Origin of the sequence: Bradyrhizobium macuxiense, from assembly GCF_001542415.1 — a bacterium.
GTDB classification, from domain to species: domain Bacteria; phylum Pseudomonadota; class Alphaproteobacteria; order Rhizobiales; family Xanthobacteraceae; genus Bradyrhizobium; species Bradyrhizobium macuxiense.
The window spans coordinates 70,837-87,245 of record NZ_LNCU01000036.1 but is presented as its reverse complement, the minus strand read 5'-3'; the positions used below and the strand labels follow the sequence as shown (position 1 = coordinate 87,245).

The window sequence follows — 16,409 nt, the reverse complement described above, 5'->3', positions numbered from 1 at the left end:
GAGCCACGGGCATCGCTTGCGTTGGCGCGGCTTGCTGTGGTGCGGCTTGCGGTGGTGCGGCGTCCGCCGCGGCAACTTGAACAGGAGATGAAGCGGGCTGCGCCGGAAGCGGCGGATTATCCCGCGGCGACGCTTGAGTTGAAGCGAGCTGCGGCACCCACCGAGCGACAACCTGCTTGGCTCGCGCACCGTAAGACGATTGCGAAGCCAGGGCAGCGACAACGATGCACGCCGCCAGCGACAAGGCGGCGAAGGCTCGGAACGCCGCCCTTCCGGACGGTGGTTGCTGCGGGCCGGGTCCGGACGAAGCAGGACCGGGCCCGGACGACGTGGGGGCCGGTTCGACCGAGGACAGCCTAGGTGCGGCCGAAGGTGGGCGCGCGGCATCGCGCTCCATCTTTGCAAGCTGCTCGCTCAAGCGCGTGAGCTCTTCATCGGCACGCGCGATCTGCTTGTGGGCTTCCTCGAGTCGTTGATCCGCGCTCGCGGTCAGGCCCTCATTGGGTTCGCCTGCATTCGGAGTGGGTGTGGAGTTCATTGGCGTGTCCCTCTTCCGTCCAATGTCATCCGAGACTCCCGCCTCGGCCATCCGTCAGGATCGATCAGCGCCCCAGCACCCGATCAGTCTTGTTCAAGGAGCAGCATGATAGCGCGCTTGGCGTCTCCTGATAAGCAGGATCGTTTCTCCCGTATAGTCACGCTGATTGTTGCCAATTCGACACGACGGGCAACTCAGCAAAACGCGTCAAGCCTCTGCGGCAAAAATATTTCTGTTTATCAGAATTGAAATCTCGTGTAATAATCCGTCCGTCTCACCCGATCGAGGGGCGCTTCGCGATCGTCACGGGTGTTGCGGTGAGATGCGGTGGACGCTGATGTCACGGCTGACGAGCGTGGCTGAAGCGGACGGTGAAATCGTGTGGTCCTGACGCCCCAGTGGGAGGTGTCCCACTGCAAAGCGCGAAAGCGCTTTTGCGCAGGCGGTGACAAAAGAGCCCGGTCTCGCCGGGGAGCACGTATAAGCCGTAAACCATCGCGCAGGGAATGCCGGAGTGCCTCCGCTGAACCTGTATGCTCGTGTGCGTATCGTTTTCCACTTTTGCACACGGGACCGCGGGTGCAGCGCGCACCCGGCATTCCCTGCGCCCTCTTGCTTTTGAGGGCGAATGATTTTGCGGACCTCGGGCGGAGACGCGCCGCGAGAATATGGATTCGCACCCGGAATGAACTACCAAGCTTGCACGATACGACTTCTGAATTCGGACTCATTCGCAACATCGCTGCTGTTGCAAGTGAGTGGCGATTGCGCGTCGTGAACGACACTTGATGTTGTCAGACTCCCTGATAAACAGCCGGCCATGACAGCCCACGCCCCCAGCACCAAGACGTCGGTCGCGGCGATCTCGATCCTCGCCAGCGGCGGCATGGCCGCCGCGAAATTCGTCGTCGGCATCGCGATCGGATCGCTCGCGCTGATCTCCGAAGCGCTGCACTCGACCATCGACCTGGTCGCAACCATCATCACCTGGGCGGTGGTGCGGGTGTCGGACCAGCCGGCGGATGCCGAGCATCATTACGGGCACGGCAAGTTCGAGAGCGTCTCCGCGCTCGGCATCATCGCCCTGCTCTACGTGCTGGCCGGCGGCATCCTGGTCCAGGCCTACAGCCACCTGCGCGAGGGAGCGCCGCCCCCCACTATATCGGCCATTCCGTTCATCGTTCTCGTGCTCGACATCGCCGTGAACCTGTGGCGCGCCCGCGCGCTGCATCGGGCGGCGCGCGCCACCAAGAGCCAGGCGCTTGCCGCCGACGCACTGCATTTCGCATCCGACGTGATGGGGTCGGTGGCCGTCATCATCGGTCTGGTGCTGGCCGGGCTCGGCTTCTGGTGGGGTGACGCTGCAGCCGCGATCGCAGTCGCGGTCATGATCGCCCTGCTCGGCTTGCGGATGGCGCGGGAGACGGTCGAGACCTTGCTCGACCGTGCGCCCGAAGGCGCGCTGGAGAAGGCCACCGCCGCGATCCGGGCGGTGCCCGGCGTCGTCGACGTCGACCGGCTGCGCGTCCGCATGGTCGGCGCGACGCATTTCATCGATGCGATTGCCACGGTGCCGCGCACCTATCCGATCGATCGCGTCGAGGAGATCAAGCGTAAGGCGCAGGATGCGGTATCCAACGCGTTCGGCGATGCCGACCTGACCTTCACCGCCGTTCCGGTCGCGCGCGACAATGAGAGCGTGCGCGAGCGCATCATGGTGATCGCGCGCAATTCCGGCCTCGCCATCCACCATGTTACCGTCCACGATCTCGGCGGCAAGCTGATCGTCAGCATCGACCTCGAGGTGGACGGCGAGATGGCACTGGATGCGGCGCACGCGATCGCCCACGACCTCGAGCGCGCGATCCGCGAAGACTTCGGCGAGGATGTCGAAGTCGACACCCATATCGAGCCGCTCGAGCCGGAACTGCCGTGGGGAACCGACGCCGCCCCCGACCGCGTCGAGGCCATCAAGGCCGCGCTGACCGGCTTCGCCGCCGGCGGCGCGATCCACGACATCCACAATGTGCGGGTCCGCAACAGCGACGCCGGCGAGATCGTCAACTTCCACTGCCGGGCCGCGCCCGCGATGAGCGTGATCAAGGTGCACGACAGCGTCGATGAGATCGAGCGCGCGCTGCGCCGCGCGTTCCCGACCATCAAGCGCGTGATCAGTCACGCAGAGCCGCCACGCGAGTAGTTCTACGGAGCCGTTCCCGTTTCGGACTCGTTTTTCGCCGACCGATTCTCTCTTGGACAAGAATTATTTCGCATTAACGAATCGTTGACTCTCGACAGCCTCGAAAATCTGGATTCAAATCATCTTGATTCGGATGCGACGTGGGGAGCATCCGAACCGGCTAAAAAACCAGCTTAGCGTGGGGGTCTAGGGCATGGCGCGTGCGCATGCAGCGAACGCGTGCGTCCAATCCGATTCGATCAAGGGATTGGCGCAGTCGATCGCAAAACCGGCATATCACAGGCTTCTTACGGCCGAGCCTGCACTGCGCCGCGCTGTCCCAACTCTGATCATCGCCTTCCTGATCACCATCTGCCTCGGCGCCTTCGTCCAGGTCATCGACCAGAGCCGGCAGAAGCGCGGGGCGACGAAGCGCGACCTTGCCGCGCTCTCCGACATCCTCGCCGAGCGTCTCGATCGCCTGACCTCGGTGCGTCGCGATCGCTTGAACAACATCGAGCACATGCAGGAACTGCTGCCCGACCTGATCCCGTCATGGGGCATCGCGCCCGGCCGCCACGTCATCATCACCAGCGCCGATCACCGCGTGCTGGCGCGCGTGCCGATCGACGGCCTCGGTGAGAGCGACCGCGTCCTCGACGTGATCTCCACCGCGCAGCTCCTGGTCGCGCCCGGCCAGCAGGGCGTGGTCAGCGACATGACGCTGCCGAACGGCAGCGGCGCGCTGGCGATCTCGCGCCTCGTCAAGTCGCTGCCGGGCCAGGTCGTCGTGATCCAGGAGGTGAACGAGCCGATCTGGGGATCCGACGCCGCGCTCTCGGTGACGCTGTCGGCGACCACGAGCTTCGTGGTGCTGATCCTGGGCTTCGCCTTTCATTGGCAATCGACCCGCGCCCGCGAGGGCGACCTGATCAACGACGCCGTGCGCGGCCGGATCGACACCGCGCTCAACCGCGGCCGTTGCGGGCTGTGGGACTGGGATCTGTCGCGCGGCCGGATCTTCTGGTCGCAATCGATGTTCACCCTGCTTGGGCTCGACTCCCGCACCGACCTGCTCACCTTCGGCGAGGTCAACGCGCTGGTGAAATCCGACGACATCAACCTGTTCGACATCGCCGACCAGCTGATCTCGGGCAAGATCGACCATATCGACCAGAGCTTCCGGATGCAGCACGTCGGTGGGCATTGGATCTGGCTCCGCGTGCGCTGCGAGCTCAGCCAAGCCGCGGCCGACGGCGGCCTGCACCTGATCGGCATTGCCGTCGACATCACCGAGCAGAAGAGCCTGGCCGAGAAGAGCGTCGAAGCCGACCTGCGGCTGCGCGACGCGATCGAGACCATTCCCGAAGCCTTCGTGCTCTGGGATGCCGAGGACCGCCTCGTGCTCTGCAACTCGCACTTCCAGCGCCTGCACCGGCTGCCGGAGTCCGCCGTCATCCCCGGCACCTCCTACGAGACGGTGGTCGAGGTCGGCAGCATGCCGGAGGTCCGCACCCGCCTGCAGGAAACCCACGCCCTCGCACCGGGCGCCCGCACCTTCGAGGCGCAGCTCGACGACGGCAAGTGGCTGCATATCAGCGAGCGCCGCACCAAGGACGGCGGCTACGTCTCCGTCGGCACCGACATCACCCGCATCAAGGAGCACGAGCAGAAGCTAGTCGACAACGATCTGCGCCTGCGTGCCTCGGTGATCGACCTCAAGCGCTCGCAAGGCGAGCTGGAACGACAGGCCGGCGAGCTCGCCGATCTCGCCCTGAAGTATTCGCAGGAAAAGACCCGCGCCGAGGACGCCAATGCCGCGAAGTCGAAATTCCTGGCCAATATGAGCCATGAGCTGCGCACGCCGCTCAACGCCATCATCGGCTTCTCCGAGATCATGGGCAGCGGCCTGTTCGGCGCGCTCGGCTCGGACAAGTACCAGGAATACTGCCACGACATCCTGACGTCAGGGAAATACCTGCTCGATGTCATCAACGACATTCTCGACATGTCGAAGATCGAAGCCGGCCGCATGAAGTTCGACATGGAGCCGCTCGACCTCTCCGGCATCCTCGCGGAGTCCCTGCGGGTGGTCTCCGGCCGCGCCGAGGACAAGGGACTGTCGCTGGAGTCGGACATCGAAAGCACGATCTCGGTGGTCGCCGACCGCCGCGCGGTCAAGCAGATCATCGTCAACCTGCTCTCCAACGCGGTGAAGTTCACGCCCGACCACGGCCGCGTGCTGGTGCGCGGCCAGATGCTGGATGACTCGATCGTGCTGCTGATCGCCGACAGCGGCATCGGCATCGCGCCGGAATCGCTGCGGCGACTCGGCAAGCCGTTCGAGCAGGTCGAGAGCCAGCTCACCAAGACCTACCAGGGCTCCGGCCTCGGGCTCGCGATCGCGCGCTCGCTCACCAACGTGCACGGCGGCTCGATGCGGTTGCGCTCCAAGCTCGGCGTCGGCACCGTGGTTCGGGTCACGCTGCCCCGCGACCCGCGCACGCTGCAGGCCAAGCTGCCCGCCGCTGCCTAGCCACAGCACGTTACTTCGCAAGCACTCCCGCCAGCAGGGCAGCATCGCCGAGGACGGCGAGCGTCTCGCGAGGGGTGAGATGACCAACCGCCTCGTCAAAGCTATCGCTTGCCTCAATCCGTGCGCGCGCCACGGCCAGGTGAAGATCGATGTCACCCGGGTCGCCGCGCCTGGCCGGCGGAAGCGATGAGAGATGACGATGCAGCAATCCGGTATCCTGCCGCAGCGTCGCCAGTGCAGGCGACGAAGCTGATGCCGGCGACGAAGCCAGTTCATTGGCGCGAACCAGCACGTGGGGCGGCTTCACCTCCTCCGGCGTCACGAACAGCGCGCGCATCTCCGGCTTCGCGGTCCAGGCCCCGATCGGGATAGCAAACAGCAGGCCGACGATCACCGGCGACATCCAGAGCAGCAGTGGAAACGACACCGCATAGGCGCTTGCCGCCATCGCGACACCGCACGCGGTCGGGACGCCGTATTTCCGGTAGAGCTCCCGGCACTCGACCTCGCCGTCGTCGCGCCGCTGCGTCTGCCAGCCCGCATCCCGGCCGAGCAGGATCTCGACGACTGCAATCGACTGGAACACCATCATGACGGGCGCGATCATCGCCGAAATGAGGACCTCGGCGATGACACCTGCAAATGCCCGAAAGCCGCCGCCGAATTGCCGGCGCACGTCCCGCCGCGTCAGCAGGAGGAGGAAGCCGAGCAGCTTCGGCACGATCAGCAGCGCCATGGTAAGGCCGAAGACCCAGGCCGAGAGCACGGGGTCCTGCGCCGGCCAGTTCGGGAACAGCGAAAAGCCCTTCGGAAAATACTCCGGACGAATGAAGCGCGCCTGCAACGAGATCAGGATTCCGAGCACCAGGAACGAAAGCCAGAGCGGCGCCGTGATGTAGGAGCCGATGCCGGTCATGAAATGCAGGCGCGAGATCCAGTGCAGGCGGCGCGTGGTCAGCACGGCGAGGTGCTGGAGATTGCCCTGGCACCAGCGCCGGTCACGCGCGGCAAAATCCAATAGCGACGGCGGCACCTCCTCGAAGCTGCCGCCGAGCATCGGCGCCATATAGATGCCCCAGCCGGCGCGCCGCATCAGCGCGGCCTCAACGAAGTCGTGGCTCAGGATATGTCCGCCGAACGGCTTTCGCCCCGAGAGTTCAGGCAGGCCCGCCTGCTCCGCAAAGGCCTGAATCCTGATGATGGCATTGTGACCCCAATAATTGCCTTCGGAGCCGTGCCACCACGCCACGCCAGCGGCGATCATCGGCCCGTACAGCCTTCCGGCAAACTGCTGCAGGCGGCTGAACAGGCTGCGCGCGTTGACGATCACCGGCAGCGTCTGGAGCAGCGCCGCCTGCGGATTGCTCTCCATGGCATGAACCATCCGCACCATGGTGTCGCCCGACATCAGGCTGTCGGCATCGAGCACGATCATGAACTGGTAGGCGCCGCCGAACCGCGTGATCCACTCGCCGATATTGCCCGACTTCCGCGCAATGTTGTCGGCCCGATGCCGGTAATAGAGCCGCCCCGCGCCACAGGCATCGCACAGTTCGAGGAAGGCCTGCTCCTCGGCGATCCAGATATCGGGATCGCGCGTGTCGCTCAACACGAACCAGTCGAAGCTTTCGGCCTGTCCGGTCGCCTCGATGGATTCGTAGATGGCGCGCAGGCGCGCCATCAGCTGATGCGGATTCTCGTTGTAGGTCGGGAGCAGCACCGCCGTCCGGCTCGCGAGCGGCGGCAATGGGCCATCGTCGCGGATCGGCAAGGCGTTCCCCTTGCGTCGAAGCAGGACGAAAAAGCCGGCAAGCGCCGATGCGAACGAGAACGCGACCCAGGCAAGCAGCGCCACGAACAGCGCGAGCACCATGCCTTCCATGATCGTCACGCCTCCGACCTTGACGACCAGGTACATCACATAGGCGCCCGCGCCGGTCAGCGCCGCCGTTACCAAAAGGACGAATGCGCGGCGCATGACCATGCCCGTGCCAACTGACACCGGCTTCCCCATCGCGCGCGGCGGCCGGCCGAGATCGGCCGCGGACATCGCAAGCGGACTCTCCTGCGGAAGGAAGCCGTCGGCCGCTATGGCGACGTCGGTGTTGGACGACGTGACTATGGCGCCCATCGATAGATCCAGATCTCCGAAAGCTGCTTGTCATCCTGGGTGGCAAGGAAGGCCCGAAGCTCGATCGGGTCCTTCTTGACGGCACATTGGAAGCTGAGCCGCCATCCACCCGTGTTCGGGTTCGGCTGCGTGACGATGTTCGTGACCTCGGATTTCTCCGCCGTCACGACGCCCTTGACGCTGCTGGGATCGATCCCCTTCAGATTGTCCCCGATCAGGTCGAGGACGAACAACTTGCTGCCCTCGCCGCGGGCGCCGATGCCGCTGCGCGTGAAGCGCGCAAGCGAGTGGGGTTTCGGCGCGTCCGGTCCCCAATGCAGGCGATAGGTGAGATTATTCTCGCTCTTGGCCTTGAGCGGCGCCTTCGGTCGCCAGAACGCGGCGATGTTGTCGTGGATCTCCTCCTTGGTCGGAATCTCGAACAGGATGACCGCGCCCTCGCCCCAGTCGCCGATCGGCTCGACCCACAGGCTCGGACGTTTCTCGAAGCGCGATTCGATGTCCTGATAGGCGAAGAAATTCTTCTCCCGCTGCATCAGCCCGAAGCCGTGCGGATTGACGTCCTGGAACGTGCTGATCTGGAGGTCGCGCGGATTGCTCAGGGGACGCCAGAGGCTCTCGCCCTTGCCGTTGTAGATCGCAAGCCCGTCGGAATCATGCACCGACGGCCGGAAATCATCGACCTCATTACGATCGTTGGGCCCAAAGAAGAACATGCTCGTCATCGGCGCGAGGCCGGCATGCTCGAGATCGGCACGCGGATAGAGCGACGCCTCGACATCGAACACCGTGCTCGTCCCAGGCCTGATCGTGAAGCGATAGCTCGCCGCGCAGCTCTTGCTGTCGAGCAAGGCATGAATGACCAGCGACGTCGCATTGGGCACCGGCCGCTCGAGCCAGAACGCCTTGAAGTAGGGAAACTCCTCACCCTTGGTCTCGCCAGTGTCGATCGACAGACCGCGCGCCGACAGCCCGTAGGTCTCGTCCTTGCCGACGGCACGAAAATAGCTCGCCCCGAGGAAGACGCAGACCTCGTCGTAGTAATCAGGCTTGTTGATCGGTGCGTGGATACGAAATCCGGCAAAGCCAAGATCCGTCTCGGTGAAGGCGGGCACCTTCTCACCGAAGGAAAAATCGTCCTTGCTGTAACGTATCTCACTCGCCTTGCCGTCGGCGACTTCGAAGATCATGACCTTGTTCTTGTAGAAGAAGCCGCGGTGGAAGAACTGGGCCTGGAACGGCAGTTTCGCGCCGCGCCAGAGCGCGCGCTCCGGCACGAAGCGGATCGACCGGTACTGATCGTAGGTCAGGTCGCTCAGACCGCTGGGCAACTTCTCGTCGGGAGCCTCGAACGACTTGCTGGCGAGATTGCGGGCAAGCTCTCTCACCATGGAGGGATTGAAGGCTTCGTCCGAGGTGTTCCCTGCGGCTGCGGCCTCTCGCAACGGCAAAGCCATCAGTGTCGGCAATACGGCCGATCCCTGGAGTAATTGGCGGCGATTCAAAGCTTCTCCTGCTCGCTGGACGGAACGCCGCAATGAAACCGCCGAGCCGCCGAGGAGTTCCATCATTGCCGTGCAGACAAGATCACCCGAGCCGAGCGGCAATTGCTTCGCAAGCAGGCGCGGCCTCGCGACTACTGCAAACGGGGAACCGCGGTGGAACAGCCTCGGCTGATTGCCGGCAGCTACTGCGTCTCCAGCGTCGGCGCGACCTCGCGCGCGACCTGCACCAAGGCTGCGATCAACGGCGTCATCGGATCGCGCTGCGGGATCACCAATCCTATACTGTAGTCCACTACCGGATCGATGATCGGAATGCTGCGCACGGCGTCGGCGAGCCCGAGCGTTTCCGCGAGCTTCGCAGGCATCACGCTCGCCCAGCGCCCGGTCTTCACGTGAGTATAGAGCACGAGCAGCGAATTCGAGGTGAGCGTCGGTGTCGCCTCGGCGCCGACCGACGTCAGCGCGCGATCGATGATGCGACGATTCTGCATGTCGGGCGTAAGCAGGCAGAGCGGCACAGTGCCCACTTCCCTCCACGTCACCTGCTTGCGGTCGCCGAACATCGCATCGGGCGCCGTCAGCAAGCGATAGCTCTCGTTGTAGAGCGGAATGGTGCGGACCTTGCCGATCGGCTCGTTCTCGATATAGGTCAGCCCGGCATCGACCTCGAGATTTTCGAGCAGGCCGAGCACGTCCGCCGAAGTGCAGGACTGGATGCGGAAGCGTACGTCGGGATGCTTCGCCCGGAACGGCGTCGTCAGCGACGCCACCATGCCGAGCGCGGTCGGGATCGCGGCGATGCGGATTTCGCCCGACAGCTTGTCCTTGAGGCTGTTGATCTCCTGCTTCATCGCCCGCGCGTCGCCGACGATGCGGCGCGCCCAATCGAGCGTGCGCTCGCCTTCCGGCGTGAAGCCCTGGAAGCGCGATCCGCGCTGCACCAGCATGACGCCGAGGATTTCCTCGAGCTGCTTGAGGCTGGTCGACATGGTCGGCTGGGTGACGCCGCAGGCCTCCGCAGCCCGCCCGAAGTGCCGCTCCTTGGCCAGCGCCAACAGAAGTTCCAACTTGTCGATCAAGGATCAAACCCCCATCGCAAAAAGGTGTCCCAACACAGTCACACGTAGCACGACCGCGGCACGATCCTAACCCTAAAAGCACGGCGGAAGTCCGTGATTTCAGATCATTATTGCGATCCTAAATCGACTCATTGCGCAACGCTATTAATCGCGTTTCGCAATCGCCGCATGAGACGGCTTTATTGATGTTTCGAAGGATTCCAATTCTCATACGCGCAATCGAAAACTGATCGTGAGAGCGCGGATGACATCGGGATACGAACCCTGGGACGAGGCGCGCGGCGCCGAAATCATCGCCGAACGTGCCGGGCTCGAGGGCGCCACGCTGGTCATCCTGCACGCGCTGCAGGAGGCCTTCGGGTACGTGCCGGAGCCGGCGATCCCGATGGTCGCGCAAGCGGTCAATCTGTCCCGAGCCGAGGTGCACGGCGTCTTCACGTTCTACCACGACTTCCGCAAGGAGCCGGCCGGGCGGCATGTCCTGAAGCTCTGCCGCGCCGAGGCCTGCCAGGCCGCCGGCGGCGACGCACTGGCCGCGCGGGCGGAGACCAAACTCGGCATCTGCCTCGGCCATACCACGGCGGATCAGCGCGTCACGCTGGAGCCGATCTACTGCCTCGGCCTCTGCGCCACCGCCCCCTCGGCGATGCTGGATGGCCGCCTGGTCGGGCGGCTCGACGAGGCCCGGATCGACGCGCTGGTCGCGGAGGCGCAGCGATGACGATGCGGATCTTCATTCCCCGCGATGCCGGCGCGGTCGCGGTCGGCGCCGATGACGTCGCCCTGGCATTCGCGCAGGCCGCGGCGGCGCGCGGTATCACCGTCGAGATCGTCAGGACGGGCTCGCGCGGGCTCTACTGGCTGGAGCCGATGGTCGAACTCGCCACCGCCCAGGGCCGCGTGGCGTTCGGTCCGGTGACGCCGGCAGATGTCCCTACCCTGCTCGACGCGATGGCCGGCAACGGCCAGCATCCCCAGCGGCTTGGTGTCACAGAGGAGATCCCCTGGCTGAAGCGGCAGACCCGCCTGACCTTCGCCCGCTGCGGCGTGGTCGATCCGCGCTCGGTCGACGACTACCGCGCCCACGGCGGCTACAAGGGGCTGGAGCGAGCCCTGAGGTTGACGTCGGACCAGATCCTCGCCGACGTCACCACCTCGGGCCTGCGCGGCCGCGGCGGAGCCGGCTTCCCCACCGGCATCAAGTGGAAGACGGTGGCTCAGGCCAGCGCCGACCGCAAATACATCGTCTGCAACGCCGATGAAGGCGACAGCGGCACCTTCGCCGACCGCATGATCATGGAAGGCGACCCCTTCGTCGTGATCGAAGGCATGACGATTGCCGGCATCACCGTCGGCGCCACCAAGGGCTACATCTATATCCGCTCGGAATATCCGCACGCGGTCGAGGCCATGAATGCCGCGATTGCCGCCGCGAAGCGCGCGGGCTTCCTCGGCGATCGCATCGGCGGCTCCGCGCACAGTTTCGATCTAGAGGTGCGCGTCGGCGCCGGCGCCTATGTCTGCGGCGAGGAGACTTCACTGCTCGAAAGCCTCGAAGGTCGCCGCGGCATCGTGCGCGCCAAGCCGCCGCTGCCGGCGCACAAGGGCCTGTTCGGCCGCCCCAGCGTGATCAACAACGTGCTGTCGTTCGCGGCGATCCCCTTCATCCTCGACAACGGCGCCAAGGCCTATGCCGATTTCGGCATGGGACGCTCGCGCGGCACCATGCCGATCCAGCTTGCCGGCAACATCAAGCATGGGGGTCTGTTCGAGACGGCGTTTGGCGTCACGCTCGGCGAGCTCGTCGACGACATCGGCGGCGGCACCTTCACCGGACGCGAGGTGCGCGCGGTGCAGGTCGGCGGTCCGCTTGGGGCCTATTTCCCGCGCGCCCTGTTCGACACTCCGTTCGACTATGAGGCGTTCACCGCGCGCGACGGCCTGATCGGGCACGGCGGCGTGGTCGTGTTCGACGACAGCGTCGACATGGCCAAGCAGGCGCGCTTCGCTATGGAGTTCTGCGCCATCGAGTCCTGCGGCAAGTGCACACCGTGCCGGATCGGCTCCACCCGCGGCGTCGAGACCATCAACAAGATCATCAACGGCGAGCGCGTCGCAGAAAATCTCGCCGTAGTCGAGGACCTCTGCAACACCATGAAGTTCGGCTCGCTCTGCGCACTCGGCGGCTTCACGCCCTACCCCGTGATGAGCGCATTGAAACATTTCCGGGAAGATTTTGGCCCGGCACCGGCCACGCTGCAGGCCGCGGAGTAAGGGAGATCACGATGTCGCTGATCCACGAAACCGATTTCGGAACGCCCAAATCCAAGGCCGATACGATGGTCACGCTGACCATCGACGGCCAGAGCATCACGGTGCCCGAGGGCACCTCGATCATGCGCGCGGCGATGGAGGCCGGTACGCAGATCCCCAAGCTTTGCGCGACCGACATGGTCGATGCCTTCGGCTCGTGCCGGCTCTGCCTGGTCGAGATCGAGGGACGCGCCGGCACGCCCGCTTCCTGCACCACGCCCGCGACGCAAGGCCTCGTCGTGCACACCCAGACCGAGCGGCTGAAGAAGCTGCGCAAGGGCGTGATGGAGCTCTACATCTCCGACCATCCGCTGGACTGCCTGACCTGCGCGGCCAACGGTGACTGCGAGCTGCAGGACATGGCCGGCGCGGTCGGCCTGCGCGACGTCCGCTACGGCTACGAGGGCGAGAACCACGTCTTCGCCAAATCCAACGGCGAAGCCAACGCCGCCTGGATGCCGAAGGACGAATCCAATCCGTACTTCACCTACGATCCCTCGAAATGCATCGTCTGCTCGCGCTGCGTCCGCGCCTGCGAGGAAGTGCAAGGCACGTTCGCACTGACGATCGCCGGCCGCGGCTTCGACAGCCGCGTCTCGCCCGGCATGAGCGAGAGCTTCCTCGGCTCCGAATGCGTCTCCTGCGGCGCCTGCGTGCAGGCCTGCCCGACCGCGACGCTGACGGAAAAGTCCGTGATCGAGATCGGCCAGCCCGAACATTCGGTGGTCACCACCTGCGCGTATTGCGGCGTCGGCTGCGCCTTCAAGGCCGAGATGCGCGGCGAGGAAGTGGTGCGCATGATGCCCTACAAGGACGGCAAGGCCAATCGCGGCCATTCCTGCGTCAAGGGCCGCTTCGCCTGGGGCTATACCACCCATAAGGAACGCATCCTGAAACCGATGATCCGCGAACGGATCGAGGATCCCTGGCGCGAAGTGTCCTGGGACGAGGCGCTCGGCTTCGCCGCCGCCAAGTTCAAGGGCATCCAGCAGAAGTATGGCCGCGATGCCGTCGGCGGCATCACCTCGTCGCGCTGCACCAATGAAGAAACCTATCTGGTGCAGAAGCTGATCCGCGCCGGCTTCGGCAACAACAATGTCGACACCTGCGCCCGCGTTTGCCATTCGCCGACCGGCTATGGCCTGTCGCAAACCTTCGGCACCTCGGCCGGCACGCAGGATTTCGACTCGGTGGAAGACACCGACGTGGTCATGATCATCGGCGCCAACCCGGCCTCGGCACACCCGGTGTTCGCTTCGCGGCTGAAGAAGCGGCTCCGTCAGGGCGCCAAACTGATCGTGATCGATCCGCGCCGCACCGAGATGGTGGAATCGCCGCATGTGAAGGCGCAGCACCTGCCGCTGATGCCTGGCACCAACGTCGCAGTGCTGACCGCGCTCGCCCATGTCATCGTCACCGAAGGGCTCGTCAACGAGACCTTCGTGCGCGAGCGCTGCGACTGGAGCGAGTTCGAGGAGTGGGCGGCCTTCGTCGCGGAGCCGAAGCATAGCCCAGAAGCCACCGCGATCATGACCGGCGTCAACCCGAAGGATCTGCGCGAGGCGGCACGAACCTACGCCACCGGCGGCAACGGCGCGATCTACTACGGGCTCGGCGTCACCGAGCACAGCCAGGGCTCGACCACCGTGATCGCGATTGCCAACCTCGCGATGGCAACCGGCAATGTCGGCCGACCCGGCGTCGGCGTGAACCCGCTGCGCGGCCAGAACAACGTGCAGGGCTCCTGCGACATGGGTTCGTTTCCGCACGAGCTGACCGGTTACCGCCACATCGGTGTTGACGCGGTGCGCGAGCAGTTCGAGGCATTGTGGAACGTCAAGCTCAACAAGGAGCCGGGTCTGCGCATTCCCAACATGTTCGACGCCGCGATCGAGGGCACCTTCATGGGGCTCTACGTGCAGGGCGAAGACATCCTGCAGTCCGACCCCAACACCAAGCACGTGGTGGCGGCGCTGTCTTCGATGGAGTGCGTCATCGTCCACGATCTCTTCCTGAACGAGACCGCGAACTACGCCCACGTCTTCCTGCCCGGCTCGACCTTCCTGGAGAAGGACGGTACGTTCACCAATGCCGAGCGCCGCATCCAGCGGGTACGCAAGGTGATGACGCCGCGCAACGGCTATGCGGACTGGGAAGTGACGATCCTGCTCGCCAAGGCGATGGGCTTCGAGATGCACTACAGCCACCCGTCCGAGATCATGGATGAGATCGCGGCGCTGACGCCGACCTTCGCCGGCGTCTCCTATGCCAAGCTCGACGAGCTCGGCTCGGTGCAATGGCCATGCAACGAGAAGGCGCCGGAGGGCACGCCGGTGATGCATATCGGCGGCTTCGTCCGCGGCAAGGGCAAGTTCATCATCACCGAATATATCGCGACCGACGAGCGCACCGGTCCGCGCTACCCACTGCTGCTCACCACGGGTCGTATCCTCAGCCAGTACAATGTCGGCGCGCAGACCCGCCGCACCGAGAACGTGGTCTGGCATGCCGAGGACCGGCTGGAGATCCATCCGCACGACGCCGAGCAGCGCGGCGTGCGCGACGGCGACTGGGTGCGGCTGGCAAGCCGCGCCGGCGAGACCACGCTGCGCGCGCTGATCACCGATCGCGTCGCACCCGGCGTGGTCTACACCACCTTCCATCACCCGGACACCCAGGCCAACGTCATCACGACCGACTTCTCGGACTGGGCGACCAACTGCCCCGAATATAAGGTCACCGCCGTGCAGATCTCGCCGTCGAACGGCCCGACCGACTGGCAGAAGGCCTATGACGAACAGGCGCGCAACTCCCGCCGCATCGCGCCAGTCGTGGAGGCCGCGGAGTAGCGATGCGCGAGCCTGTCCATAGGGCGAACCGAAAGGTCTGGCGCGACGGCGCGTTCAGCGAGGGCGCGCGCCTGATCCCGGAAGAGACACCGCTGGCACTGACCTACAACGGCGGCACCTACGCCGTGATGATGGGTTCGCCCGAGGACCTCGGTGATTTCGCGGTCGGCTTCAGCCTGAGCGAAGGCATCGTGCAATCCGCCGATGAGATCGACACGCTCGACATCGTCGAGCTCGACGACGGCATCGAGCTCAGGATGTGGCTCAAGCCGGAGAAGGCCGCGCTGATCGCCGAGCGCCGGCGGCATATTGCCGGCCCGACCGGCTGCGGCATCTGCGGGATCGACTCCATCACTGAGGCAGTTCGCCCGGCCGCGGTCGTCCCCGCGGGACGGTCGTTCTCGTCACGCGAGATCATGACCGCGATGGCTGCGGTCGCGCCGTTGCAGGAGATCAATCACCAGACCCGCGCCGTGCATGCTGCCGCGTTCTGGGCACCGGGACGCGGCATCGTGGCGCTGCGCGAGGATGTCGGGCGCCACAACGCGCTCGACAAACTCGCCGGCGCACTGGCGCGCGACAAGGTCGTTGCAACCGATGGCATCGTGCTGCTGACCAGCCGCGTGTCGGTCGAGATGGTGCAGAAGACCGCGGCGATCGGCGCACCACTGATGGTCGCGGTGTCGGTCCCGACAGCGCTTGCGGCGCGGATGGCCGATAGCGCCGGCATCACACTCGCCGCGATTGCGCGGTCGGACGGATTTGAAATCTTTACGCATCCGGAACGCGTCACTGGCGCCGTGCCCGGCAAGGAGCGCACCTATGTCGTCGTCGCCTGACAAGCTCGTCTATATGGCGAACCAGATCGGGAAGTTTTTCCAGAGCCAGGGCCGCGACCGCGCGGTGCAGGGCATTTCCGAGCACATCTGGAAATTCTGGGATCCGCGGATGCGCAAGCAGATCTTCGCCCATCTCGACGCCGGCGGCGCCGGCCTCGATCCTGACGTCCGCGACGCGCTGCAGAAGCTGAAGCAGGCCTAGCGGTAGCCGGAACAAATACGCGCGCAAAAGCACGCTACCGGTCGAAGCTGAAACGCCACACAATCATGAGTCGCGAGCCGACCACGCGAGGCAACGACGTCAGCTCGCGCATCTCCTGCGGGCGTCGCCGCGAGGCATCGGCAACGCGCGTCGTTTTCCACAACTAAGACTCCAAGCGACGCTTCGCGTTTTGCAGAGGAGTAGCTGAGTTTTTCTCAGCGTTGACAGTCTCGCTATT

At 65.0% G+C, this 16,409-nt stretch carries 10 protein-coding genes; 7 read left to right on the top strand and 3 right to left on the bottom strand.

What is annotated here, in order from left to right:
* Positions 1-1,358 precede the first annotated feature (1,358 nt).
* Together AS156_RS09905 and AS156_RS09900 are read left to right on the top strand one after the other, a co-directional pair.
* On the top strand, positions 1,359-2,738 hold the full coding sequence (locus tag AS156_RS09905) for a cation-efflux pump (protein ID WP_066503294.1): 1,380 nt from the start codon (positions 1,359-1,361) through the stop codon (positions 2,736-2,738).
* Between the two features lie 193 nt (positions 2,739-2,931).
* Positions 2,932-5,253, top strand: coding sequence for a sensor histidine kinase (locus AS156_RS09900; protein ID WP_066503292.1), 2,322 nt, complete (start codon positions 2,932-2,934; stop codon positions 5,251-5,253).
* 10 nt (positions 5,254-5,263) lie between these two features.
* Here the strand turns inward: AS156_RS09900 and mdoH are convergent, their stop codons facing one another.
* The 3 genes from mdoH to AS156_RS09885 all read right to left on the bottom strand — a co-directional run bounded on the left by mdoH (position 5,264) and on the right by AS156_RS09885 (position 9,968).
* Positions 5,264-7,384 carry a glucans biosynthesis glucosyltransferase MdoH gene (gene mdoH, locus AS156_RS09895; protein ID WP_066503290.1) on the bottom strand — a complete coding sequence of 707 codons (2,121 nt, stop codon included), beginning with the start codon at positions 7,382-7,384 and terminating at the stop codon, positions 5,264-5,266.
* Positions 7,372-8,841: a glucan biosynthesis protein G gene (locus tag AS156_RS09890; RefSeq protein ID WP_066503288.1), complete on the bottom strand. Its 1,470-nt coding sequence runs from the start codon at positions 8,839-8,841 to the stop codon at positions 7,372-7,374. Before AS156_RS09890 ends, mdoH begins: the two co-directional genes overlap by 13 nt.
* Positions 8,842-9,071: 230 nt before the next feature.
* Positions 9,072-9,968 carry a LysR family transcriptional regulator gene (locus tag AS156_RS09885; protein WP_066503286.1) on the bottom strand — a complete coding sequence of 299 codons (897 nt, stop codon included), beginning with the start codon at positions 9,966-9,968 and terminating at the stop codon, positions 9,072-9,074.
* A gap of 244 nt (positions 9,969-10,212) precedes the next feature.
* Here AS156_RS09885 and AS156_RS09880 point away from each other — a divergent pair, with 244 nt between their 5' ends.
* From AS156_RS09880 to AS156_RS09860, 5 genes are read left to right on the top strand one after another with little or no spacing between them, the layout of a single operon-like run.
* A complete protein-coding gene (locus AS156_RS09880) occupies positions 10,213-10,689 on the top strand; it encodes a formate dehydrogenase subunit gamma (protein ID WP_066503284.1) in 477 nt (158 codons plus the stop codon).
* On the top strand, positions 10,686-12,242 hold the full coding sequence (locus tag AS156_RS09875; RefSeq protein ID WP_066503282.1) for a formate dehydrogenase beta subunit: 1,557 nt from the start codon (positions 10,686-10,688) through the stop codon (positions 12,240-12,242). Before AS156_RS09880 ends, AS156_RS09875 begins: the two co-directional genes overlap by 4 nt.
* Before the next feature lie 11 nt (positions 12,243-12,253).
* Positions 12,254-15,130, top strand: coding sequence for a formate dehydrogenase subunit alpha (fdhF, locus tag AS156_RS09870; protein WP_066503281.1), 2,877 nt, complete (start codon positions 12,254-12,256; stop codon positions 15,128-15,130).
* Positions 15,131-15,132: 2 nt separating this feature from the next.
* Positions 15,133-15,969 carry a formate dehydrogenase accessory sulfurtransferase FdhD gene (fdhD, locus tag AS156_RS09865; protein WP_066503280.1) on the top strand — a complete coding sequence of 279 codons (837 nt, stop codon included), beginning with the start codon at positions 15,133-15,135 and terminating at the stop codon, positions 15,967-15,969.
* Complete coding sequence (locus AS156_RS09860) at positions 15,953-16,171, top strand: formate dehydrogenase subunit delta (protein ID WP_066503279.1); 219 nt, start codon at positions 15,953-15,955, stop codon at positions 16,169-16,171. The genes fdhD and AS156_RS09860 overlap by 17 nt, the downstream gene beginning before the upstream one ends.
* The last annotated feature ends 238 nt before the right edge of the window (positions 16,172-16,409 follow it).